Origin of the sequence: Bradyrhizobium sp. (genome assembly GCF_019242285.1) — a bacterium.
Classification (GTDB): domain Bacteria; phylum Pseudomonadota; class Alphaproteobacteria; order Rhizobiales; family Xanthobacteraceae; genus Bradyrhizobium.
On sequence record NZ_JAFAVV010000428.1, the window covers coordinates 1 to 23,033 of the forward strand.

Below are 23,033 nucleotides of genomic sequence, written 5' to 3' on the forward strand. Positions count from 1 at the left end.
TCTTCACGTCGGTCTCATCTGCCACGGGACGGGCGTGTACAGACACATTTCCGAAAAAAAGAAATAGCGATTTCCGGGCCGGGCGCGCCGGACCGCGCGACCGTCTTGACGCGCCTCACGAACTTGCTTTTTCGCGCATGTCGTTCCGCCGGATTCCGGGCCCGTCGAACGGCGACGGCTGCTCATCTGCGCTCATCCCGCCCGTTCGGGCGAATCAGTCGCTCGCTCGTGAAAGACCCGCGCGGCTCCATGAGTGAAGCGGAAAGCGATCCCGGCAATCACTTGCCGTCCTCCGGACAAGACACTCGATCCGGACCGCCGCCCAGACCGAGCATGAAACATTCCCTGCGACGGCCGGCACGATGCGAAACGCCGACTACCAGCCGCTCCAGCGGCGCCGGTAGCCGAAACCGCCGTTGAGCAGACGCAGGATCAGCAGCAGGACGACGGCGCCGATGAACGCGTTCAGGATGAGGGCCACGATGCCGACGCCGAAGTGAATGCCGAGCCTCGGCAGCAGCCAGTCTCCGATGAACGCACCGATCAGCCCGACGAGCAGATCGCCGATCAATCCGAAGCCGCCGCCCTCCATGACGCGCCCGGCCAACCATCCGGCGATGATGCCGACGACGAGAATGATCAGCAGACTCTGATTGGACAGGTGCATGGCCTACTACTCCCTCTCGAACAGTGGCCAGCCAACTCTCGTGATTTGCTTTTGTTCCCTGGGTGGGCCTCCGCTCGTGGAGCGGTCCATGACGCCGATCAAAGCGAGCATGGGATGCGCCCGATCAATCGCCGTTCTCGGGTTCTTCCGGCGGATCGGAACCCTCTTCCTCAAGGCGCCGTGCGATCTCTTCGTACTGCGCCGCCGCCCGGAGAAGCTTTTCCCTGGTGCGCGGATTCCAGGTTCTCTCGGCCTTGGCCACCGCATCCTTCGCACGTTCACGCCAATGCTTGGCGTCCAAAACTATCTTTTTCATTCAAAAGACGTTCGAGAAACTCGCACCCTCTGCCACGGGTATGTGCAGGGACTTGAAACACGCACTCGGAAACTTCAATCCGCGGCGAGAAACTACGTGGGACCGAACGGGCAAACAAGCGGACTGGCAGCCCTCTGGTTGAACGGACGCCTGATACGAGCCAATTAGCTGCACGTGCACACAATGCGCAGCCCGGCGCCCGAGAGATATCCAGTCGACGACAGCCGGCGCGGGCCGCGATACGGTATCGCACTACGGATCATGATGCGCCGCGGTAGGAGCCGCGACGGCGCGATAACCCCTGAAATTCACGGGGAAGTTCGCGGGCGACGATCGATCGTCGCGGGTCGTGTGCGCTGGGCCTAGGCTTGGCATCTCCTGGCATCGGCCTTGCTCCATGCCTGCCAAAGCGACGGGACACGGGGAGTGTCCGTGCCAACCTGAGGCAACTGCATGCAACTGCCATCCCAAATCGGGACTTCGAATCCAGGACCTGAACCCATGCTCGCGAAGCTGGATCGGCTGATCACCGATCTGCGGCGCTCGCTCCAACTGCTCGAAACCGATCTTCAGATCGAAGAGAAGAACGCCAGAATCCGCGATGTTTCGGACCCGACCTATCCGACCACGGCGCGGGCGCTGAGACTTCGCCGGGACAATCTCGCCGGCACGATCAACACGCTGGAAGCCAAGTGGTCCGGCCTGAAACAGGCGGCCGAGCGATCCAGCTACGCGATTTGATCATTCGGACGGCATCGACTCGGGCATGCGAACGAGCGGCGTCAACCGGTGAAGCGAACGGCATGAGGCCGGGAACTTTTGCCGGCGTGGGAACTTGATGCGCGGGTGCAGGGGATCATCATCGCGAGTCCCCTCGTGTTGCGACGTTTCATGCTCTCTCTGTTGACCGCCGTGGCGGCCGCGGCCTGTGCCGACGCCCATGCCGAGAGCGGTCTTGCTTCCTACTATGGCGGCCACGGCCTTCGTGGCGAGATGACCTGCGCTCACCGCAGCCGTCCGTTCGGCAGCATGGTGACCGTCACCTACCACGGGCACTCCATCAAGTGCCGCGTCAATGACCGGGGGCCATTCATCCGCGGCCGGGTGATCGACATCTCCATCAGCGCGGCCCGCGCGCTCGGCATGATGAGCGCGGGCGTGGTGCTGGTCTCGATCGAATAGGCTCCGGGTTCAACTCCGTGCAACGACAGCCTGCGGCCGGGCATCGAGCGCCTCGCGGATCACCGAGAGCAGCTCCGCGGGCCGGAACGGTTTCATGATGGCGCGACGGTTGGCGATGCGGATGTCGCCGTTCTCGCTGGCGATCGGACAGTCGGAATAGCCGGTCATGAAGACCACGGGCACGCCGGGACGGGTCTGTGTCAGGAACTCGGCGAACTCCGGTCCGCCGAGTTGCGGCATCACCACGTCGCTCAGCACGAGATCGATGTGATCGCTCTGCCGCTCCACGAGCCGGCGCGCCTCGTCGCCATTGGCAGCGCTGAGCAGCCTGTAGCCGCCCTTCTTCAGGGTCGCGGTGGTGGCACGCATCACCGCATGGTCGTCCTCGACGACCAGGATGGTCTCGTTGCCCCCCGGTCCCTCCATTTCCGTCTCAGCATCGACCTGCGTCCCGACCTGTCGTCGCGTGCGCGGCAACTGGATGAGGAAGCTGGTGCCCACGCCGAGCGTGCTCTCGACCGAGAGCCTTCCGCCGGCCTGCGCGACGATGCCGTAGCAGGTCGCGAGCCCAAGGCCCGTTCCCCTGCCCCGCTCCTTGGTGGTGAAGAACGGGTCGAAGATGCGGTCGAGATGCTCCGGCGATATTCCCGAGCCGTTGTCCGCGACGCGCATGACGACATAGTCGCCCGGCGTCAATCCATGATCGGTGCGCGCCAGCGCCTCGTTTTCGATCTCGATCGCAAAGCGGCCGCCGCCTTTCAACGCATCGCGCGCGTTGACGGCGAGATTCATCAGCACCTGCTCGATCTGGCCCCTGTCGGCCATGACCGGCCAAGCCTCGTTGTCGGCGAGGGTGACAATCTCGATGCTCGCCGGCAACGTCCGTCTGAGCATCGAGTGCATGCCGGCGACCACCTCGCTCAGATTGAGGACGGTCGGCAAGGTCGGCTGCTTGCGCGAGAACGCCAGCAACTGCCCGGTGAGCGCGCGGGCGCGGTCGATCGAATGCAATATCTCGATGACATCGGCTCGCTTCGGATCCTCGGCGGCGCAATCGTCGCGCATCATCTCGGCATAGACCAGCATGACCAGCAGCAGGTTGTTGAAGTCGTGCGCGACGCCGCCGGCCATCAGCCCGACCGCTTCCATCTTCTGGGCGTGCTGCAATTGCTCGCTGAGCCGTTTCTGCTCGGTCATGTCGCGAACGAGCACGAGGTACGCCGGCACGCTGTTCCATTCGCATTCGACGACGCGCACCTCGCAGGAGCGGCGCTCGTGGTCACGCACGATCTCGGTTTCGGACACCTCGCCCGGCCTGACCGTGAAGCCCAGTGGACCGCCGATCAGGTCATCGCCCCGCCTGCCGAACAGGTCGAAGGCGGCGGCGTTGACGAAACTGATGATGCCGGCGCGGTCCGTGACGATGATCGCGTCGGGGATCGCGGTCACCAGCCGCTCGAACTGACGGTGCTGGACCGCGTCGCGCTTGTGCCGCAGCGTCCAGTGCACGCTGCGCGGCAGCAGCTGGGACATCTCGTTCTTGCTGACGAATTCGAACGCGCCGAGCTGCTCGGCCTCCTCCCGCAATCCGCTGCCGGCGTCGAGCCCGGTCAATACGATGATCGGCTCGCCGTTCGAGATGGCGCGCACCTGACTCAGCGTCTCGATGCCGGTGGAATCCGGCAGCGTCAGGTCGAGGATGATGCCGTCAAAGGCATCCGCCTTCAGCGCCGCCGACGCCTGCTTCAGGCTCGTGACCTCGTCGACCGACAGCCGGTAGTTGGTGATCTCGGTCAGCGCCTCGCTGACCAGCAACGCATCGCCGGGATTGTCCTCGACCACGAGCAGCCGATGGGTCAGATCCTTCGGCATCATCCCGCGTCCCTGGCCGAATGTCCCCGCATAGTATCCCATAGGCGCCTCACTGCATCGCCGGCCCGGTCTCCCGCCTGTCGTCACCGCCTGGCGGCAGCTTGACGAGTTCGAGCCAGAACTCGTAGAGACGGCGGGCCATCTCCCGATAGGCGCCGAGCCCGAACGGCTTGGTCAGATAGCAATTGGCGCCGAGCTGGTACGATCTGACGATGTCTTCGGAGGATTCCGAGGAGGTCAGAACGACCACTGGAATGTGCCGGGTTGTTTCCAGCGACTTGATCGCCGCGAGCACCTCCAGGCCGCCGACACGCGGCAGATTGAGGTCGAGCAGCACGAGGTGTGGCGGCACCGCGTTGTGATAGATCCCGTGCCGGGACAGATAATCGATCGCCTCCTCGCCATTGGCCAGCACGTCGATCTCCGCCGGCGTGCCGCCGATGGTCTCGAACGCGACCTGGGTCAGATCGGCGTCCGCCGGATTGTCCTCGATCAGCAGAATGCGTTGCCTGGCGTTCTCCGCGGGCAAACCGATCATTGAGGCTGACCCTTGGCCGGCAGCGTGAAATGAAACGTCGTGCCCTGCCCCAATACCGAGACAAACCATATCTTGCCTCCATGACGTTCGACGATTTTCTTGGCGATGGCGAGCCCGATGCCGCTGCCTTCGTATTTGCCACGCTCGTGCAGGCGCTGAAACATCTGGAAAATGCGATCGCTGAACCTTTCATCGATGCCGATGCCGTTGTCTGCGACTGAGAACTGCCACATGCCGTTCTGCCGCTCCGCACTGATCTCGATGGCCGGCGCGCGATCCGGCGCGCGGAACTTGACGGCATTGCCGATCAGGTTCTGGAACACCTGCCCGAGCTCGAGCTCGTCGCTCATGACGAGCGGAGCGGAATGCACGTTCACCTTGGCGCCGTTCTCCCTGATCAGGGCGCCGAGCCGCTGCAGCACGGCAGCCACGACCGCGGCGCTGTCGACCGGCTTCAGGCTCTTCTCCGCGGAGGTGACGCGCGAATAGGCGAGGAGATCGCGGACCAGGTTCTGCATTCGGCGGGCGCCCTCGACGGCGTAGCCGATATACGTGCTCGCCTTGTCGTCGAGCTTGTCGCCATAGCGGTCCTCCAGGAGCTGGGTGAAGCTCGCCACCATCCGCAAGGGCTCCTGGAGGTCGTGGGAGGCAACATAGGCGAACTGCTCGAGCTCGGCGTTCGAGCGCCGCAACTGCTCGTTCTGCGCCTCGACGGCCTTCTCCGCCTCCTTGCGCGCCGTGATGTCGACGACGGTCGCCAGCACCATCGCGCCGTTCAGCGCTGAGGTCGGATTGAGGCCGATCTCGACCGGAAACTCACTGCCATCCTTGCGGCGGCCGAACAGATCGCGACCGGCGCCCATGGCGCGGACGGACGGTTTGTCCCTGAACTGCAGGCGGAGCCGCGCATGCGCCTCGCGCAACCGCAGCGGCAGCAGCATGTCGACGCCGCTGCCGATCAGCTCGGAACGGTCATAGCCGAATTGCCGCTCCAGCTCCGCATTGACCATCACGATCGCCCCCGCGGCGTCGATCATGAGGATGCCGCTCGGACACGCCTCCACGGCGAGCTGGAATTTCCGCTCGGCGAAGCGCTGCTCGGTGATGTCGCGCACGATCTTGGCCGCGCCGATGATCTCGCCCGAGGGCGCTCTGATCGGCGAGATGCTGAGCCAGACGTCCAGCAGCCGGCCGTCCTTGGTGCAGCGGACCGTCTCGTAATGATCGATGCTCTCCCCTCGTGCACTGCGCTCCAGGATGCGGTCGATCTCCTCCTGAAACCCCACGGGCACGATGATGCCGATCGACTGGCCGATGGCTTCTTCCGCGGTGAACCCAAACAACCGCTCGGCGGCGCGATTCCAGCCGGTGATCCGACCGTCGAGCGTCTTGGTGACAATGGGATCGCTGACCGATTGCACCACGGCGGCATAGAGCCGGTCCTCGCTAAATCCGCTTTGCACAAGACCGCTTTGCAGGAGACTCTCCAGGCGCGGCGGCCTGGAACGGTCGCCGGCGCGGTGGCTCAGCGCCGCGATCGGCAGGCCCTCGCTTGCCGGCCGGCCCGATGTTTCCTCACCTGCCCTGCTGAAAGCGGCCTTGTCCGTCATCGGAACCCCCACGTAGGTACGTTCTGTCCGCCGGCTCGCGACGACGAATCAGACCAGCAGTCGCGAGATTCAACTCTAGCCTGCATGAGAAGCGGATTCTGCACGCCGCCGTGCATTTTGGCGGTCGGCCCGACCTATCTATTTGATTGTGAATCGCTTCCCGTAAAACTCCCGATAGCAGGCATGATCGGATTCCCTCAAAATTCATCAGCGGCGTTGATTCGCGCGGTCGGTAATGGATGGCGTTTCCAAGTGCTTCAGTTCAACTGAACCTCGGGTGGCCCATGCCTCGAATCCTGGTCATCGACGACGACCATTCCACACGTCTGGCATTGCAGGCCCTGTTGACCAGGAAGAGCTTCGACGTGGCAATGGCGCCCAATGGACGGACCGGACTTCAGCTCATCTCCTCGCTCGGCTTCGATGCCGTGATCATCGACATGTTCATGCCCGGCGTGGATGGGATTGCGACCCTCCGCGAACTGGTCGGGCTCAATCCGAACCTGCCGTTCATCGCCATGTCCGGCTGCGCCTTCACGGATCGCCGGCAGGGTGCCCCCGATTTCCTCGGCATGGCGACGCGACTGGGTGCGGCGGCTGCGCTGCAGAAACCCTTCTCGGCCGCGGAGCTGCTCAAGGCCATCGCCCGCGCGTTCGACATCGGCGCACCGCGCCGGGAACCTCTGCGCAATACCGAGCCCGTTTCTCTGGGAGCCGCCTCATGATCACCGTGCTGGTAGCGGACGACGAGGCGGGCGTGTGCAGCGTGGTGAAGCTGTTGCTGGCCCGCCAGGGCTACACCGTCATTACCTGTTCCGACGGACAGGCCGCGCTTGATCTGCTCGCAACCGAGCACTTCGCGGCCATCCTGACCGACCTCAATCTGCCGAGGGTCCACGGCCTCAAGGTCATCGAGGCCGCACGGGCGATCAAGCCTGGTGTTCCGATCGTGGTGATGTCGGGCGATGACAGCCCAGCCAATTCCGAGGCACCATTGGAGCGGATCGAAGGGCTTTACCGGCTGTCGAAGCCGTTCAAACCCAAGGACCTGCTCGCCCTGATCGGTAAAATCACATCCCCATTGCGGGACGTTGCCACGGGGCGGACAGCCGAGAAGGTCGCCTGACGTCCACAGCTTCTCCGCAGCATATCCACAGGCAGGAAACAGCCGAATTTGCAGTTGTTGAAATATCTTGCTGCGCAGCAATACACAGCCTGCCCGGCAGCGAATCAGTAACCGTTCTGGTCCATCGCCGCGCGACACGCCGGGCTCAGGCTGCTCTTCTGCCGCTGCAGGCAGGCGGTGATGGCCCGGACGTTGGGGATCTCGCCGGCGCAGAGCCGGTAGACGTCCGGCGTACAGGCCCTGCGCTGCTCGGCAGTTCCCTGATATTGGGCATGCGCCGCACCGGTCGCCATGAAGCCGAGGAGAAATCCGAGCAGGGAAACTCGGCCGACGATCCGCCCCGATGTCGAGAACCGCTGAAATTTCGATTTCATGAGGGGGCTCCCTGCTATGCCGCAGCAGCGCGTGCGGTCTGGCGTCCTCAGGGCTTAGGCAAGAAGTTACCCCAAAAATGTGATTTTTCTCACACTTTCCTGCCGCAGGAGGCGCCTAGGCTCTCAATATGTTCAAAGCATCCAGTAACTATCCGGATTGCAGCCGCCGCGATCGGTAAAATGCGAGCGAATCGGTCAATTTGGAACCAAGCCTTGTTTGCGACCGTCGTCCCGCTTGATCGCGGAGGACGTCGGGTGAGTGAAGCAGAGTTCGATCGATTGCTGGATGCCGTGCAAGCGGCCATTGCGCCCGTCCCCGGGGAGGACTTCATGGCGGCCTATCTGCATATCTCGACCGCACGGCCCAAGGCAGCCAATGACAATTCGGTCGCTTGGCCGCTGCTTCCATTTCCGGCGGGCTGGAATGCCGCCTGCTGAGGCGGGCTTTTCCAATGAAGCGGCGCTCAGACCCGGTCGCGGAGCCGCGTGAGCGGTGATTGCCAGCGCATCACCACCACCACCATCCAAACGGCAGCCAATGTGATGCGGCGATCGCGATTGCGATCAGCGTTCCGACATTGAACGTTGTATTGGCTGCTGTGCTTGGCGGGAGTGATTGATTATCGCTCATGCCGTACCTGAACAGCACGAGAACGCTCAGTGTCTGCGTCAAACCGAACACGATGAGAGCAACAACGAACGCCAACATAGAAGGACTTCTCAGACTGGCGCGACGTCAGATGCCGATGACGCACAGCCGCCGAGCGCGGCGCCTGGCACCGCGATTCCGAGATTACGCATCGATGATGAACCCCTTGACCCGGGGCGCATCCAAGCGCAGCCACGGCGGGAGTCAATAGGCGGACGCACGAACACCGTCGTTTTTCAGGAACGTCTCGGCCGATCGCTCTCGCCACGTCCGCTTCGGCGATCTTCGAGCCGGACTTGTCACCAGGGCCTGCGAAATCGCGGCTCCCTCTCGTCGCCGGGCGGCACGGGCTCCTTCGCATCCTTCAGCAAGCCCTAAGCCGAACGAAGGGCATCGAACGTGCGTTTCAGCGCCACGATGGCGACTGCGATCGTGGTCGGTTCCGGCATACGAGGCCTTGGCGGGAAACTGACGTTCCGCTGACGAGAATTGCGCCTAGAGAGGTTTTTCGTCTAAGCTATTGATTTATTGGAGGCCACGACCAGAATTGAACTGGTGTAAACGGTTTTGCAGACCGCTGCGTAACCACTCCGCCACGTGGCCCCGTCGAGGCCGGTTCAATACAGGCGATCAAGGGTTTAGGCAACCACCCCGCCTTCGCATTCGAAAACTTCTCCCGCTTCCCTTTCGGCGCGCTTGCCGCGCGGCACATCGGCCAGTGTGGTCACGGGAGCCGGGTCGCCACTCACGACAAAAGCCCCGGCGCATGGCCGGGGCTTCTGACCAGACGAGCTGTTCGACCTAGCTAGTCGTCGTCGTGATGGATGACGGTCTTGCTGCGATTGCCGAACTCGTCTTCCTTCTTGATCACCGTGGTGCGATCGCGCGGCTCGCGCTCCTTGATGACCGTGGTGCGATCGTGGTCGCGGTCGCGATAATAGTCGCGGTGGGACTCGCCGACCGTCACGCCGGCGCCGACCGGACCGACACGGACGCCGACATCATCAGCCAGGGCCGGGGCGACGAGCGCGCCCACCATCGCGGCAGCAAGCAGGTACTTTTTCATTCTCTCCTCCAGCATCGTTGAGTGAGAAGAATGCGAGATGCGCGCCCAAGTTCCGCATCGCCATGGCCTGATTGCGATGTTTCAGCAGGGAACAAGTAGCATCGCACCACGACGAATGGCCCCGCGCGGGGACACGCCGGGGTCACGGTGACAGTCGTATCTTCGGGGCTGATACAAGGAAACGCGCGAGACCGGCGATCGTTCCCGATGATCGAGCGGCATCACGCCCCCCTACGACGGCGAAAATCGCGCCCCGCTCCCGGCCTCGGCCGCGCCGGCATGACGTCGCGGTAGCGCTGCAGCATCCGCGCGAAGCTCGCGTTCAAGGTCGCGGCGACGTCCGGCCGCTTCTCGATCGCCGCGATCAGCATGGCCGCCGCCTCGATGGTCGAGAGCCCGTCGCGCCGTGGCTCCCGGCGCAACGCACCATAGCGCGACGGCTGCTTCGGACCGAGAATGACGCGCTGGCATTTCAGCATCCAGGGATTGCGCCACCACAGCGCCTTGGCCTGGCTCCAGCTGCCGTCGAGCAGCACCACGCCTTCGATCGCATCGAGGATGGCGCGCTGGCGCTCGGCGAGCTCGCCCTTGCGGTTCAGCGCCAGGATCTCCGCGTCGGGGGCGAGATCGGCGGCCTTCGCCGAGCCGAGATAGAGCACCGCCCAGCGCGAAGGATCATCGACCGGCCGGCCGAGCGCCTTGGCGAGGCTCGGCCAGGACAGGCCGATCCTGAGCACGGCCGCCTCGAAATGCATGGCCAGGAGCCGCGCCGTGCCGAGCGCCATGTCCTGTTCCTGCGGATGCTGCAGGATCAAAAGCTGCAGCCGGCTTTCGATCCTGGCAACGCCGTCGCAGACGCACAGCGCCTCGGGCTTCCGGCACCGTGGGCATTCGGCCGCCTCGGCCTCGCTCGCGCTCTCGGATGGTTCGGTCATCGCGGCCGGCTATAGGCCCTCCGTCACGGCGCATCAACAACGGCTCCGGCGGGACCGGGGCCGCGCCCCCTTGCCGCAGGCGCAGACATCCACAAGTACCGGCTTGGCTAGCCGGAAAACCCGCGCTTAAATGGGGCTGCGCTGATCGCAGACGGGGCGCGCCCGGGTCCCCGTGAAGGGCCGATTTGCCCTTCACATGGGCGCAGGGACTGGGGCCGTAGCGTTGATGGAAGTACCATGCCGGACGTGATTTCGGTAACGCCTGCCAATATCGAAACGGTGCTCGCCGACCTGCCACGGATGGCGCGGCTGGCGCTCGGCTTCGCCTCCAAGCTCAGGCGGGGCACGCTCGACATCGCCCTGCTCGACGGCCGGGTGATCCGCGTCGGCGGGCTGGAGCCGGGGCCCGCGGCCGCGATGCGGCTGCATTCCTACGGCTTCGCGGCGCGGCTCATTCATAGCGGCGATATCGGCATCGCCGAGGCCTATCTCAGCGGCGAGTGGGACACGCCGGACCTGACCCAGTTCCTGTATTTGTTCTGCGTCAACTACGAGCTGCTGCATTCGATGCTCGGCGACAAGCCGCTGGCGCGTTTCCTGCAACTGGTCCGGCACTGGTTCAACCGCAACACCAGGCGGCAGGCGCGGCGCAACATCCATGCGCATTACGACATCGGCAACGCCTTCTACTCCGCCTGGCTCGATCCAACCATGACCTATTCCTCGGCCCTGTACGAGGAGCACACGCCGGACCTCGCCGCCGCGCAGAGCAACAAGTACCGCCGGCTCGCGGAAGCCATCAACCTGGAACCCGGCCAGCGGCTGCTCGAGATCGGCTGCGGCTGGGGCGGCTTCGCCGAATACGTCGCCAAGACCTTCGGCACCAAGGTGGTCGGTCTCACCATCAGCCATGAGCAGCGCGATTTCGCTCAGAAGCGCATGCAGCAGGCCGGCCTCAGCGAGCAGGTCGAGATCAGGCTGCAGGATTACCGCGACGAGCGCGACCACTACGACCGCATCGCCTCGATCGAGATGATCGAGGCGGTCGGCGAGCAGTTCTGGCCGAAATACTTTTCGCAGTTGCGGGATCGGCTCAAGCCGGGCGGGCTTGCCGGCATCCAGGCCATCACCATTCAGGACAGCATGTTCCAGCATTATCGGCGCGAGGTCGATTTCATCCAGCGCTACGTGTTCCCCGGCGGCATGCTGCCTTCGCCGCAGGTCCTGAAGTCGCTCGGCGAGCGCTTCGGAATTCCCGTCATTCGCGAGCGCATTTTCGGGCAAGATTATGCCAAGACGCTCGCGACCTGGCGAAGCAATTTCCGCGCGGCGTGGCCGAACCTGCGGCCGCTCGGATTCGACGACCGGTTCCGGCGGTTATGGGAGTATTACCTGTCGTATTGCGAAGCGGGATTTCTCTCCGGAAACATCGACGTTCGCCAGGTGGTGTTCGCAAAGCGGCGTTGACTTGTGCCACCTCGATGGCGCCATTAAGTTTGCCGGATATTTGAGCAACCCCGGCAAGCCTGACATGACCTTCAACAAAGACGTCGTCGAAGCCATCGGCCATACGCCCCTGATCAAGCTCAAGCGCGCTTCGGAACTGACCGGCTGCACCATCCTCGGCAAGGCCGAGTTCATGAATCCCGGCCAGTCGGTGAAGGACCGCGCCGGCAAGTGGATGATCCTGGAAGCCGAGAAGCGCGGCGAGCTGAAGCCCGGCGGGCTCGTGGTGGAAGCGACCGCCGGCAACACCGGCATCGGCCTTGCGGTCGTCGCCAGCGCCCGCGGCTATCGCACATTGATCCTGATCCCGGAGACGCAGAGCCAGGAAAAGAAGGACATGCTGCGGCTATGCGGCGCCGAGCTGATCGAGGTGCCGGCCAAGCCCTATTCCGATCCGAACAACTATCAGCATGTCGGCCGAAGGCTCGCCGAGCGGCTGCGCAAGACCGAGCCCAATGGCGTGCTGTTCGCCGATCAGTGGAACAACCTCGACAACGCCAAGGCGCATTACGACTCCACCGGCCCGGAGATCTGGCAGCAGACCGAGGGCAGGATCGACGGCTTCATCTGCTCGGTCGGCACCGGCGGCACGCTCGCCGGCACCAGCCGCTATCTCAAGCAAAAGAACAGGAACGTCACGATCGCCTGTGCCGATCCGCACGGCTTTGCGATGTACGAGCTGTTCAAGCATGGCAGGGCCAAGTCGACGCCGGGCGACTCGATCACCGAAGGCATCGGCCTCGGCCGCGTCACGCCGGTGATCGAGACCGCTGATGTCGATGACGCCTTCCTGATCTCGGACGCGGAAGCCGTGACCGTGATCTATGAGCTATTGGAACACGAAGGCCTGTGCCTCGGCGGCTCGACCGGCATCAACGTCGCGGGCGCCATCCAGCTTGCAAAACAGCTCGGGCCGGGCAAGACCATCGTCACCATTCTCTGCGACTCCGGCAACCGCTACCAGTCGAAGCTGTTCAATCCCGAGTTCATGCGCGGCAAGAAGCTGCCGGTGCCGGAATGGCTGGAGAAGCGCCCCAACATCGACGTGCCGCTCGTGTGAGCCACGATGCGTAGATGCGCTGGGTGGGCTAAGGCGCGACCGCCTCCGCCGAAGCTCGAAGAGCGAAGGCGGAAGCGCCGTGCCCACCATTCAGAGCGACGCTGTTGATAGAGGGTGGGCACGCTTCGCTTAGCCCACCCTGCGACTACAGCTACGACATCACCGCAAGATCTGGCTCAAGAACAGCTTGCTGCGCGCATGCTGCGGGTGCGCGAAGAACTCCGCCGGCGTGTTCTGCTCGATGATCTGGCCGGCGTCCATGAACACCACGCGGTTGGCGACTTCCCGCGCGAATCCCATCTCGTGGGTGACGACCAGCATGGTCATGCCCTCCCTGGCGAGGTCGACCATGGTGTCGAGCACCTCCTTGACCATTTCCGGGTCGAGCGCCGAGGTCGGCTCGTCGAACAGCATCACCTTCGGGCTCATGGTGAGCGCGCGCGCGATCGCGACGCGCTGCTGCTGGCCGCCGGACATCTGGCCGGGATATTTGCTCGCCTGGTGCGGGATCTTGACCCGCTCCAGATACTTCATCGCGGTCGCCTCCGCGTCCTTCTGCGGGATGTTGCGCACCCAGATCGGCGCCAGCGTGCAGTTCTCCAGGACAGTCAGGTGCGGAAACAGATTGAAGCTCTGGAACACCATGCCGACCTCGCGCCGAACCTCGTCGACCCGCCGCAGGTTCGGGCCGAGCTCGATGCCGTCGACGGTGATCGCTCCCTCCTGGAATTCCTCGAGCGCATTGATGCAGCGGATCAGGGTCGACTTGCCGGAGCCGGACGGCCCGCAGATCACGATGCGTTCACCCCGGCCGACGGCGAGATCGATGTCGCGCAGCACGTGAAAATCACCGTACCATTTGTTGAGGCCGGAAATGCTGACAATGGAGAGATCGGTCATAGGAGTCCGTGCTCAATGGCGCTGATGCGGGTTGAGGCGATGTTCGACGAAGAGTGAATAGCGTGACATGCTGAAGCAGAATGCGAAATAGATCATGCCGGTGAAGGCGAAGCCGGTGAACAGGGTGGTCGGCGTCGCCCAGTTCGGATCGGCGAACGACGCGCGGAGCTGGCCGAGCAGGTCGAACAGCGCGACGATCGTCACCAGCGAGGTATCCTTGAACAGCGCGATGAAGCTGTTGACGAGGCCCGGAATGACGTGGCGCAGCGCCTGCGGCAGCACCACGAGCGCGGTGGTCTTCCACCAGGACAGCCCGAGCGCATTGGCGGCCTCGCTCTGTCCGCGCGGCAGCGCCTGCAGGCCACCGCGGACGACCTCGGCCTGATAGGCGCCGGCGAACAGCGCCACGCCGATCAGCGCGCGCACCAGCCCATCCACCGTGAAGTTGCCGGGCAGGAACAAAGGCAGCATGTAGGTCGCGAAGAACAGCACCGTGATCAGCGGCACGCCGCGCCAGAACTCGATGAAGGCGATGGAGAAGACCCGGATCAGCGGGATGGTCGAGCGGCGCCCGAGCGCCAGCGCGATGCCGATCGGCAACGAGGCCACGATCCCGGTCACGGAAATCACCAGTGTCACCAACAGGCCGCCCCAGAGCCTGGTATCGACGATCCTCAATCCGCCGCGATCGAGCCCCAGCACGCCGATCACCAGCGCGGTGCCGATGAACGTCGCCAGCACCGTCAGCAGGCGACGCCAGCCGTTACGAAGACCGCCCGCGAGCCAGAGGGTCAGCGCCAGGACCACGATGGCGGTGACTGCGAGGTCGATCCACACCGGCTCCCCGGAGGCCCGTATGGCGTCCCGCACGGCCGTGAGCGGCCAGATCACCAACGCAAGCGCCTGGCCCAGCAGCGCGGCAAGCTTGCCGAGCAGCCACAGCAGCGGGTTTGCCGTCGCCATGAGCGAATTGCCGCCGCCGATCAGACCATCCGCGAACGCCGACAGGAAGCTGGCGGCCCAGCTCACGCCGAACCCGCCCAGGCCGCCGCCATGCAGCAGGAAGAACGCCACGACCGGAAACGCAACGAAGAACAGCCCCGCATTGAGCCCCTTGGCCGGCAGCCGCGGAATCAGCAGCGGCAACAGCAGCAGCGCGGCCAGGAGGTAGGTGAGGTTGACCCGCCAGCGCTCCGGTTCCGGATAGAAACCATAGATGAACTGGTCGAACTTCGCGGCGATGTACGGCCAGCACGCGCCGACGGGACGCCCGACGTTCTCCTCGAGGCAGGCATTGCGATCGCTGCCCGACCACACTGCGTCGATCAGCGCGAAACGGAGTGCGGGCACGACGGTGAACCAGATCAACAGCAGGCCCAGGATGGTCAGGATGATGTTGGTCGGGGAATTCAGCAAGCGCGTGCGTAGAAAGCCGACAATACCCGTGGTCTTGACCGGCGCCGCGCGTTCGGCCACCAGCTCCTTGCGGACGAAGGTGTCCTCGCGAATGACGGCGGAGGTGGCGAGATCGCTCATGCGACAAAACTCACGTGCCAGAATTCATGTGCCAAAAACTCGTGTGCCAAAAACTCATGTGCCAAGACTCCGGTTGAGCCGCAATCCGTAAAGGCTCATGCCCGCACTGGTGACGAGCGACAGCAGGAGATAGACACCCATCGTGATGGCGATGATCTCGATCGCCTGTCCGGTCTGGCTCAGCGTCGTTCCTGCGAACACCGAGACGAGGTCGGGATAGCCGATCGCCACCGCCAGCGACGAGTTCTTGGTCAGGTTGAGATACTGGTTGGTGAGCGGCGGCAGGATCACGCGGAGCGCCTGCGGCACCACGATCATGCGCAGCACCATTCCCCGCGACAGCCCGAGCGACAGGCCGGCTTCGGTCTGCCCCCTGTGCACGGACAGAATGCCGGCGCGGACGATCTCGGCGATGAAGGCGGCGGTATAGATCGACAGCGCCACCTCCAGCGCGACGAATTCCGGAATCACCCGCGTCCCGCCGGCGAAGTTGAATCCCTTGAGCACCGGGACCTCGAAGCTGACGGGAGCACCGAACACCAGCGCGGCCACGACCGGCAGGCCGAACAACAGGCCAAGCACATAGGGCCAGGTCCGGATCGCCCTGCCCTGCTCGAACAATTGCCGGCGGGCGTAGTGGCCGAGCAGCAGCGAGCCGATGATTCCGCCCAGGATCGCGAGCGAGACCGGCAGCAGGCCGGCCTCCACGATCGGCCGCGGAATGATCAGGCCACGGTTGCTCAGGAAGAAGCTGTTGAACAGCGAAATGCTCTGGCGCGGGCCCGGCAAGGCCCCGAGCACCGCGAGGTACCAGAACAGCATCTGGAACAGCAGCGGCACGTTGCGCACGGCTTCGACATATGCGCCCGCGATCCGTGACATCAGCCAGTTCGGAGAAAGCCGCCCCAGCGCGACGATGAAGCCGATCATGGTCGCGAAGATGATGCCGATCACCGACACCAGCAGCGTGTTGAGCAGCCCGACCAGGAACACGCGGATGTAGGTGTCGGATCCCGAATACGGAATGAGGGTCTGACTGACGTCAAAACCCGCGGTGTTGTTCAGGAAGCCGAAGCCAGACGAGATGTGCTGGACCGCGAGATTGGCGCGGGCATTGCCCACGATCTCGTAGCCAACCCAGATCAGCACGACCGCGAACGCCGCCTGCACCGCCACGCCGTTCCAGCCGGAGCGGCCGCCAAGCGCCCGCTTCAGCCGGAACACATATTGCGGTGGTGGTGCCCGTGTTTCGCTGCTCATCGCCGCGGCCGCTTCCGCGAGATCAGCGCATCGGCGGCGCGTACTGGATTCCGCCCTTGTTCCAGAGCCGGTTCAGCCCGCGGGCGATCTGCAGCTTGGAGCCGATGCCGACATTGCGCTCATAGGCCTCGCCGTAATTTCCGACCGCCTTGACGATCCGGCCGAACCAGTCCTTGGTCAGCCCGAGCTGCTCGCCGAGATTGCCGTCGGTGCCGAAGGCGCGTTTCAGGTCGGGCTTGTCCGACTTGGCCATCTCATCGGCGTTCTTCTGGGTAACCCCGAGCTCCTCGGCATTGACCATCGCAAACAAGACCCATTTCACGATGCCGAACCACTGGTCGTCGCCGTGGCGCACCATCGGACCCAGCGGTTCCTTGGAAATCACCTCCGGCAGCACGACGTGATCGGCCGGATTGGCGAGCTTCAGCCGCTCGGCATAGAGCTGCGAGACGTCGGAAGTGAAGACGTCGCAGCGACCGGACTCGTAGGCCTTTACCGTCTCGTCGGCGCCCGCGAACGCGATCACCTCATACTTCATGTTGTTGCCCTTGAAGTAGTCGGCGAGGTTTTGCTCGGTCGTGGTGCCGGTCTGCACGCAGACCGAGGCGCTGTTCAGCTCCAGCGCGGAATTCACCTTCAGCGACTTCTTCACCAGGAAACCCTGGCCGTCGTAGTAGGTCACGCCGGTAAATTCGCCGAGCTGGGTGTCGCGGGACAACGTCCAGGTTGTATTGCGCGACAGCACGTCGATCTCGCCCGACTGCAGCGCGGTGAAGCGGTCCTTGGCCGACAGCGGCACGAACTTCACCTTGCTCGGATCGTCGAAGATCGCGGCTGCAATGCCGCGGCAGACATCGACGTCGATACCGGTCCAGTTGCCCTTGTCGTCCGGCGTGGCGAAGCCCGGCAGGCCCGGGCTGACGCCGCAGGAGAGTATCCCCCGATCCTTGACCGTCTTGAGCGTCTGGGCATGGGCGGCCTGAGACGCCAGACCGGCGGCAAGAGCAAGGGTTACAGCGAATGGTACGCATTTCATGGCAAGGCCTTTCGAGGTCAGGCTTCGAGGTTGGTCTTCGAGGTTAGTCCCGAGCGTTCGCGGCTTGGTGGCGGCGATGTCGAATGGGCCTTGCCTATAGAGATCCCCGGCCGCAAATACCATCCCCCGAAAGAGGCGAGGCAGGCGGTCAGTGCTGGATCGGCGATCGCGGCAGGCCCCCTCAACATGCGGCGCGACGGAATAGCACGGCCGCATCACAGAACGGCTGAGGCGCCGGGTCAAGGGGTTGGCCTGCCTGTTCTGTATGCTGCGATGCCTGAAGCCGGGCGGGATCTCGCCCCGTGCAGGCTCGTGCCGATCTCGATCGCCCGGCTCGCAGCGAGCGGGGCCGCGGCCATTTCCAGGTCTGCGACAATGTGTATCGGCCGGCGTGCGACCTCCGCGCACGAGCCTATTCAAACCTGGGGCGTCTGGCCGCGCAGCACCTGTTCGAGCACGGGCATGTCGATGTTGCCGCCGGTCAGAATCAGGCCGGCGCGCTTGCCGGCGTAGCGCGGCTGCTCCTTCATCAGTGCCGCGAGCGGGGCTGCGCCCGCACCCTCGGCGAGATTGTGGGTCGTGGTGTAGGTGACGCGGATCGCCTCGGCGATCTCCTCCTCGGTGACCCGCACGATCCGCGCCGCGCCCCGCCTGATGATCTCCAGCGCCTCCGCCGGCGGCTCCCGGCAGGCGACCCCGTCGGCAAAGGTCCGTGCCGAGCTGGTCGGAACCGGGCGGCCGGCCGTGAACGACAGCGCGAACGCCGGCGCGTTCTCCGCGACCACGCCGACCACTTCGGTCTTGAGCCCGAGCAGATCGCGGACGGTGATGACGCCGCAGATTCCCGAGCCCATGCCGATCGGCACGTAGACCACGTCGAGATCGGGATGGTCCGCGAACAACTCGTGCGCGTAGGTCGCTACCCCCTTGACCAGCTCGGGATGGAAGGACGGCACGAAATGATAGCCGCGCTCCTGCTGGATCCCGGCGGCAACGACCCGACTTTCGTCGAAATCCCTGCCGCCCGTGATCAACTCGCCGCCGAACGCCGCCATCGCGGCGTTCTTCTCGCTCGAATTGCCCTCGGGCACCACGATCGCGACCGGCAGGCCGTTGCGCATGGCGGCGATCGCCACCGACTGGCCGTGATTGCCGCGCGTCGCGGTGACAAAGCCCCTGGGCAGGCGGCCGGCGCGGCGCAGCGCGTCGACATAGACCAGGCCGCCGCGGGCCTTGAACGAGCCGGTCGGCGTGTGGTTCTCGTGCTTGACGATGACGGTCGCTCCGACTCGCTGCGCGAGCAGCGGCCAGGCATAGGCCGGCGTCGGCGGCACCAGGGTTCGCACGCAGGCCGTGGCAGTGGCCAGTTCGTCGAGGCTGAAGAGCGGCATGGTCGGCTCCGTTGATCCGGGGGGTGAATAGCAGGGACGGCCGGTCACCGCTTTCAAGAATCCGACCTAAAATGCCCGCTGCGCTCGGATATCAGGTGACCGCTTCATCTTCCCGGATAGGATCAGGCATGCCGGAAGCGCCTTCCAACCTCCCTTCCCCCGTGTCGATGCCGGCGCGCCGGCTCACGATCGGTACCTGGTCCGCGGAGCTGCTGTCGCGGCAATCCTATTGCGCCTCCTATACCGCCGCGGCGCCTATCATCGGCTTCGCCTTCGATCACCAGGCAGGGATTCATGCCTTCTGCAGCGACCGCCGGGTCGACTTCCACACCAGGCCCAACGGGTTGGCCCATGTGCCGGAGGGCTGCGACGTCTACTCGCGATCGGACAGCGGCGGCGAGTATCTGAGGATCACGCTCCGACCCGAGCCCGGCGAACAGCCATGGCCTCGTTTCAGCGACCGGATCGATCGCGCTGCGATCGACGTGGCCTATGCGCTGCGCCGTGCGCTGCTGACGGACGCCGCGCGCGATGCGCTCATCTGCGAGCAGCTGGTTCACATTCTGAAGGAACGGGCGGCGGCGGTGTCGGGCGATCCCTCGCCGACTCCCGCCGCCTGGATGACGCCACGGCGGCTCCGGCTGGTCGACGAGCTGATCGAGGCGAGGCTCGACATGGCGCTCACAGTGGAACAAATCGCCGCAACGCTGGGGCTCTCCGCCGGCTTCTTCGCGCGCGCCTTCAAGGCGGCGATCGGCAAGTCGCCGCACGACCACATCATCGACCGCCGCCTCGCGCGGGCACGGGCGCTGCTGCAGGGCACGGAGTCCGACCTCGGCGCCATCGCGCTCGCATCCGGCTTCGCCTCGCACGCGCACATGACGGCGACATTTCGTAAAAGGCTCGGCGTCACGCCAAGCGAAATGCGTGGCGGTCAACCACCCCAGCGGGCGCGATAATCCTGCGGCGTGACGTTCAACCATCGCAGGAAGCTGCGGCGCATCGTTTCTTCCGAGCCGAAGCCGCAACGCTGCGAGACCTGCTTGACCGAAAGGCGCGTGTCCAGGAGCAGCCGGCGCCCTGCCTCGATGCGCAGCCGCTCGACCGCGCGCAGCGGCGTCAGCCCGGTCGCTTCCACGTAACGGCGGCTGAAATTGCGCTCGCTCATCCCGGCCTCGCGGGCCAGCACCGGCAGTGAAATCTCCTCCGCCAGATGGTCATTGATCCAGCGGTGCAACGCGCCGAACTCATCGTCTGCGACCTGCAGCGAGAGGGCCGTCGAGAATTGCGCCTGGCCGCCTGGACGCTTGAGGAAGACGACGAGGTAGCGCGCAACCGCCAGCGCCACCGAGCGGCCGAGGTCCTGTTCGATCAGCGCCAGCGCCAGATCGATGCCGGAGGTCACGCCCGCGGACGTCCAGACCGAGCCATCCTGCACGAAGATCGGATCGGACTCGACCCGCAAGGCGGGAAACCGCCGCGCCAACTCGGCGCAAACCGACCAGTGGGTCACCGCGCGCTTGCCGTCCAGCGCGCCTGCGGCGGCCAGCAGGAAAGCACCGGTGCAGACCGAAGCGACGCGCCGCGCGTGCCGCGCGCGCCTGCTCACCCAGTCGACGAGCAAGGGATCGGCGCCCGCCACATGGACCCCGTCGCCGCCCGCAACCATCAGCGTATCGAGCGGCCTGTCAACGGAAGGCAGAGGCGCTGCCGCCAGCGTCACACCCGCCGAGGCAGTGACATTGCCTCCAGCCTGCGCCACGACGTTGACGACATAGGGAGCCGGGCCGCCGGCCTGCGTGACGACATCATTCGCCGACGCAAACACCTGAACCGGCCCGGTCACGTCGAGCAGTTGCACCGACGGAAACGCGAGCATCTCAATGATGCGGGGTGCGGTTGGCGGAAAAGGGGGGCGTTTTGGCATGCCGCGCGGACCCTGCCCGGCCAGCCTGCCCTTGTCCATCCCAACCAGCGACGCGACGCCCCGCCCGGCTGCATGCCGCGATCGTTTGGCGGGAAACGACGGAGAATTGGCGCTCCCGCTGCCAGCACCCCGACTAGATGGATGCCATCGACGCCGATCGATCCACGCGCTGCGTGCGGTCGGCGTCACGCGATCGAGGAGACGGAACATGAGCGACACTGCAAACACCCTGACCTTCACCCGCAAGCCAGCGCCCGACTGGCTGTTGGCGTTCTGGAAGGAGATCGACGACAAGACCTTCGGCAAAGGTTTCGACTGCTTCGCCGAGTACGCGGTCTGCAATCTCGGCGTCGCCGACTGGCACGGGCGGGAGACCATCCGCAACAATCTGCGCGCCTTCATCGATACTGGCTTCACCGCCCTTCATGACGTCATCGAATATTGGGACGGCGGCATGCTCAAGGTATTCCGCGGCATCGTGACGATGACCCCGGACGACAAGACGAAGAAGCCGGTGCAGCCGGTGATGACCCACTTCTTCTACATGGACGAGAAGGACCCGACCAAGGTCCGCCGCTGGATCGGCGCGGTCGGCCCCGTTGCGTTTTGATTGAAACCTCGGCCCGCCGGAAGGCGGGCTGATTCCATGTCGTCAGCCGTCCAGCGCTGCCGATGGCTTGCCGCGATGCCTGAAGATCAGCATGAGGTTGCGCACATAGATGATGTTCGACAGCAATTGCCCGATGATGATGACCGGCTCGCGCTTGACGAGGCCGTAGAGCAAGGTCATCAGCCCGCCGGCGATCGAGAGGAACCAGAACGCCAGCGGCACCACGCTCTTTCCCGCGCGCTCACTCGCGATCCACTGCACCAGGAAGCGCGCGCCGAAGGCGAGCTGCGCGATCAGGCCGAACGCCAGCCAGAGATCGAACTTGGTGATGAAAATATCGTAGAAATAGCCACCGAGCGCCTGCGCGTATTGAATCAGCATCACCTCACCTCGGTCACATCGGTCACCTCAGCGACCTCGGTCACTTCAGTAACCTCGGGCGTCGGCTTCTTGCGCCGGATCAGCCACCAGACGCCGAACAGGTCCATGATCCCGATCCAGAGCCGGTCGAAGAAGCCGTAGTTGGACACGCCGGAGCGCCGCGGCCGGTCGACCACGTCGACATAGGCGATGTCGTAGCCTTCGCGGCGCATCAGCGCCGGCAGGAAACGGTGCAGCCCGTCGAAATAGGGCATCATCAGGAACACCTCGCGCCGGAACGCCTTCAGGCCGCAGCCGGTGTCGCGGGTGCCGTCATGCAGGATCGCCTTGCGGATGGCATTGGCGGCGCGCGACTGGAATTTCTTGAAGCCGGTGTCCTGGCGTCCGACCCGCTGTCCGGCGGCAAGCCCGGTGCGTTCGCCGCCCTGCTCGAGCGCGGCGATCAGGTCCGGCAGGAAGGCCGGATCGTTCTGCCCGTCGCCGTCGAGGGTGGCGACAATGGTGCCGCGCGCGGCGCGCACGCCGCTGCGAACCGCGGCCGACTGGCCGGTCGATGCGGCATGGCGAAGCTGGCGCAGATTGGCACGCTGCTTCATGGCACTGGCCAGGCGTTCGCCGGTGGCATCCGTCGAGCCGTCATTGACGTAGATGATCTCGTAGGCCCAGCGGCCATCCAGCGCGGCGGAAATCTCCTCGATCAGCGGCGCGATGTTCTCCGCCTCGTTCCGGACGGGAACCACGATCGAAGCCGCGACGGATGGATCAGCAGGCAAATCAACGCTCATGCGCAAATGGTCGGCCGCAAGGTGCGGCGCCCGCTTCTTATGGGCCGGCGGCAGCACGAGCAACCCTTTTGAGCCGCTTCAACGGGCGACGATCTTGCCGGCGTCATCGATGACAAAACCAAGCTGCCGCACGGCGAACCAGTACCGGACGGCCATCGCACCGAGCACGCCGATCAGGCCGCCCGCGACGACGTCGCTCGGATGATGCGCGAGCAGCACCAGCCGGCTGGCGCCGATCGCGAGCGCATACAGCGCCATCGCGATCCGCATGCGCGGCCAGACCGCACCGACGGCGAAGGCGAGCGC

Annotated in this window: 27 protein-coding genes and 1 tRNA gene; 9 read left to right on the forward strand and 19 right to left on the reverse strand. The window is 64.8% G+C overall.

Features of this window, described 5'->3' with window-relative positions:
• Window positions 1–376 precede the first annotated feature (376 nt).
• Both JOY90_RS16570 and JOY90_RS16575 read right to left on the reverse strand, forming a co-directional pair.
• Window positions 377–667 carry a GlsB/YeaQ/YmgE family stress response membrane protein gene (locus JOY90_RS16570; RefSeq protein ID WP_291692196.1) on the reverse strand — a complete coding sequence of 97 codons (291 nt, stop codon included), beginning with the start codon at window positions 665–667 and terminating at the stop codon, window positions 377–379.
• Window positions 668–791: 124 nt separating this feature from the next.
• Window positions 792–983 (reverse strand): hypothetical protein, encoded by a 192-nt coding sequence (locus JOY90_RS16575; protein ID WP_291692197.1) that lies wholly within the window; start codon window positions 981–983, stop codon window positions 792–794.
• A gap of 501 nt (window positions 984–1,484) precedes the next feature.
• Here JOY90_RS16575 and JOY90_RS16580 point away from each other — a divergent pair.
• The gene (locus JOY90_RS16580; RefSeq protein ID WP_291692198.1) at window positions 1,485–1,724 is read left to right on the forward strand and encodes a hypothetical protein; all 240 of its coding nucleotides are present in this window, start codon (window positions 1,485–1,487) and stop codon (window positions 1,722–1,724) included.
• A 150-nt stretch (window positions 1,725–1,874) separates the two neighbouring features.
• Window positions 1,875–2,165, forward strand: a complete 291-nt coding sequence (locus JOY90_RS16585; RefSeq protein ID WP_291692199.1) for a septal ring lytic transglycosylase RlpA family protein — start codon at window positions 1,875–1,877, stop codon at window positions 2,163–2,165.
• Between the two features lie 9 nt (window positions 2,166–2,174).
• Here JOY90_RS16585 and JOY90_RS16590 read toward each other — a convergent pair whose 3' ends face one another.
• Genes JOY90_RS16590 through JOY90_RS16600 form a run of 3 tightly spaced genes read right to left on the reverse strand, consistent with a single transcriptional unit; the run spans window position 2,175 to window position 6,185 of the window.
• Window positions 2,175–4,040 (reverse strand): response regulator, encoded by a 1,866-nt coding sequence (locus tag JOY90_RS16590; protein ID WP_291692200.1) that lies wholly within the window; start codon window positions 4,038–4,040, stop codon window positions 2,175–2,177.
• A 46-nt stretch (window positions 4,041–4,086) separates the two neighbouring features.
• Entirely contained in the window at window positions 4,087–4,575 is a 489-nt protein-coding gene (locus JOY90_RS16595; protein ID WP_291692201.1) for a response regulator, read from the reverse strand.
• On the reverse strand, window positions 4,572–6,185 hold the full coding sequence (locus tag JOY90_RS16600; RefSeq protein WP_291692202.1) for a PAS domain S-box protein: 1,614 nt from the start codon (window positions 6,183–6,185) through the stop codon (window positions 4,572–4,574). Before JOY90_RS16600 ends, JOY90_RS16595 begins: the two co-directional genes overlap by 4 nt.
• A 284-nt stretch (window positions 6,186–6,469) precedes the next feature.
• Between JOY90_RS16600 and JOY90_RS16605 the strand changes: the two genes are divergently transcribed.
• Together JOY90_RS16605 and JOY90_RS16610 are read left to right on the forward strand one after the other, a co-directional pair.
• Window positions 6,470–6,910 carry a response regulator gene (locus JOY90_RS16605; RefSeq protein WP_291692203.1) on the forward strand — a complete coding sequence of 147 codons (441 nt, stop codon included), beginning with the start codon at window positions 6,470–6,472 and terminating at the stop codon, window positions 6,908–6,910.
• Entirely contained in the window at window positions 6,907–7,311 is a 405-nt protein-coding gene (locus JOY90_RS16610; protein WP_291692204.1) for a response regulator, read from the forward strand. Before JOY90_RS16605 ends, JOY90_RS16610 begins: the two co-directional genes overlap by 4 nt.
• A gap of 104 nt (window positions 7,312–7,415) precedes the next feature.
• Here the strand turns inward: JOY90_RS16610 and JOY90_RS16615 are convergent, their stop codons facing one another.
• Window positions 7,416–7,685, reverse strand: a complete 270-nt coding sequence (locus tag JOY90_RS16615) for a hypothetical protein (RefSeq protein WP_291692205.1) — start codon at window positions 7,683–7,685, stop codon at window positions 7,416–7,418.
• Window positions 7,686–7,940: 255 nt separating this feature from the next.
• On the opposite strand from JOY90_RS16615, the gene JOY90_RS16620 reads away from it, so the two are divergent.
• Window positions 7,941–8,123, forward strand: coding sequence for a hypothetical protein (locus JOY90_RS16620; RefSeq protein ID WP_291692206.1), 183 nt, complete (start codon window positions 7,941–7,943; stop codon window positions 8,121–8,123).
• 70 nt (window positions 8,124–8,193) lie between these two features.
• Here the strand turns inward: JOY90_RS16620 and JOY90_RS16625 are convergent, their stop codons facing one another.
• The 4 genes from JOY90_RS16625 to JOY90_RS16640 all read right to left on the reverse strand — a co-directional run bounded on the left by JOY90_RS16625 (window position 8,194) and on the right by JOY90_RS16640 (window position 10,335).
• Complete coding sequence (locus JOY90_RS16625) at window positions 8,194–8,394, reverse strand: hypothetical protein (RefSeq protein WP_291692207.1); 201 nt, start codon at window positions 8,392–8,394, stop codon at window positions 8,194–8,196.
• Between the two features lie 469 nt (window positions 8,395–8,863).
• Window positions 8,864–8,937, reverse strand: a tRNA-Cys gene (locus JOY90_RS16630).
• A gap of 202 nt (window positions 8,938–9,139) precedes the next feature.
• A complete protein-coding gene (locus JOY90_RS16635; RefSeq protein ID WP_291692208.1) occupies window positions 9,140–9,400 on the reverse strand; it encodes a hypothetical protein in 261 nt (86 codons plus the stop codon).
• 221 nt (window positions 9,401–9,621) lie between these two features.
• A complete protein-coding gene (locus JOY90_RS16640) occupies window positions 9,622–10,335 on the reverse strand; it encodes a tRNA-uridine aminocarboxypropyltransferase (RefSeq protein ID WP_291692209.1) in 714 nt (237 codons plus the stop codon).
• A gap of 237 nt (window positions 10,336–10,572) precedes the next feature.
• Between JOY90_RS16640 and JOY90_RS16645 the strand changes: the two genes are divergently transcribed.
• The gene (locus JOY90_RS16645) at window positions 10,573–11,802 is read left to right on the forward strand and encodes a cyclopropane-fatty-acyl-phospholipid synthase family protein (protein ID WP_291692210.1); all 1,230 of its coding nucleotides are present in this window, start codon (window positions 10,573–10,575) and stop codon (window positions 11,800–11,802) included.
• 64 nt (window positions 11,803–11,866) lie between these two features.
• Window positions 11,867–12,901: a cysteine synthase A gene (locus JOY90_RS16650; protein WP_291692211.1), complete on the forward strand. Its 1,035-nt coding sequence runs from the start codon at window positions 11,867–11,869 to the stop codon at window positions 12,899–12,901.
• A 159-nt stretch (window positions 12,902–13,060) separates the two neighbouring features.
• Here the strand turns inward: JOY90_RS16650 and JOY90_RS16655 are convergent, their stop codons facing one another.
• From JOY90_RS16655 to JOY90_RS16675, 5 genes are all read right to left on the reverse strand, one after another.
• Complete coding sequence (locus JOY90_RS16655) at window positions 13,061–13,801, reverse strand: amino acid ABC transporter ATP-binding protein (RefSeq protein WP_291692212.1); 741 nt, start codon at window positions 13,799–13,801, stop codon at window positions 13,061–13,063.
• A 12-nt stretch (window positions 13,802–13,813) separates the two neighbouring features.
• Window positions 13,814–15,337 (reverse strand): amino acid ABC transporter permease, encoded by a 1,524-nt coding sequence (locus JOY90_RS16660; RefSeq protein ID WP_291692213.1) that lies wholly within the window; start codon window positions 15,335–15,337, stop codon window positions 13,814–13,816.
• Between the two features lie 54 nt (window positions 15,338–15,391).
• Window positions 15,392–16,597 carry an ABC transporter permease subunit gene (locus tag JOY90_RS16665; RefSeq protein WP_291692214.1) on the reverse strand — a complete coding sequence of 402 codons (1,206 nt, stop codon included), beginning with the start codon at window positions 16,595–16,597 and terminating at the stop codon, window positions 15,392–15,394.
• 22 nt (window positions 16,598–16,619) lie between these two features.
• Window positions 16,620–17,633 (reverse strand): amino acid ABC transporter substrate-binding protein, encoded by a 1,014-nt coding sequence (locus JOY90_RS16670; protein WP_291692215.1) that lies wholly within the window; start codon window positions 17,631–17,633, stop codon window positions 16,620–16,622.
• 416 nt (window positions 17,634–18,049) lie between these two features.
• A complete protein-coding gene (locus JOY90_RS16675) occupies window positions 18,050–19,024 on the reverse strand; it encodes a threonine dehydratase (RefSeq protein ID WP_291692216.1) in 975 nt (324 codons plus the stop codon).
• Window positions 19,025–19,152: 128 nt separating this feature from the next.
• Between JOY90_RS16675 and JOY90_RS16680 the strand changes: the two genes are divergently transcribed.
• Window positions 19,153–19,983 carry an AraC family transcriptional regulator gene (locus JOY90_RS16680; RefSeq protein ID WP_291692217.1) on the forward strand — a complete coding sequence of 277 codons (831 nt, stop codon included), beginning with the start codon at window positions 19,153–19,155 and terminating at the stop codon, window positions 19,981–19,983.
• Here the strand turns inward: JOY90_RS16680 and JOY90_RS16685 are convergent.
• Entirely contained in the window at window positions 19,959–20,951 is a 993-nt protein-coding gene (locus tag JOY90_RS16685; RefSeq protein WP_291692222.1) for a GlxA family transcriptional regulator, read from the reverse strand. The two genes, JOY90_RS16680 and JOY90_RS16685, sit on opposite strands and share 25 nt — an antisense overlap.
• A gap of 208 nt (window positions 20,952–21,159) precedes the next feature.
• Here JOY90_RS16685 and JOY90_RS16690 point away from each other — a divergent pair, with 208 nt between their 5' ends.
• Window positions 21,160–21,561 (forward strand): nuclear transport factor 2 family protein, encoded by a 402-nt coding sequence (locus tag JOY90_RS16690; RefSeq protein ID WP_291692218.1) that lies wholly within the window; start codon window positions 21,160–21,162, stop codon window positions 21,559–21,561.
• 42 nt (window positions 21,562–21,603) lie between these two features.
• Here the strand turns inward: JOY90_RS16690 and JOY90_RS16695 are convergent, their stop codons facing one another.
• The 3 genes from JOY90_RS16695 to JOY90_RS16705 form a co-directional block, all read right to left on the reverse strand.
• Window positions 21,604–21,942 carry a lipid-A-disaccharide synthase N-terminal domain-containing protein gene (locus tag JOY90_RS16695; protein ID WP_291692219.1) on the reverse strand — a complete coding sequence of 113 codons (339 nt, stop codon included), beginning with the start codon at window positions 21,940–21,942 and terminating at the stop codon, window positions 21,604–21,606.
• Complete coding sequence (locus JOY90_RS16700; RefSeq protein WP_291692220.1) at window positions 21,942–22,727, reverse strand: glycosyltransferase family 2 protein; 786 nt, start codon at window positions 22,725–22,727, stop codon at window positions 21,942–21,944. The genes JOY90_RS16695 and JOY90_RS16700 overlap by 1 nt, the downstream gene beginning before the upstream one ends.
• Before the next feature lie 78 nt (window positions 22,728–22,805).
• On the reverse strand, window positions 22,806–23,033 hold a 228-nt coding region (locus JOY90_RS16705), incomplete at its 5' end, for a phosphatase PAP2 family protein (RefSeq protein ID WP_291692221.1).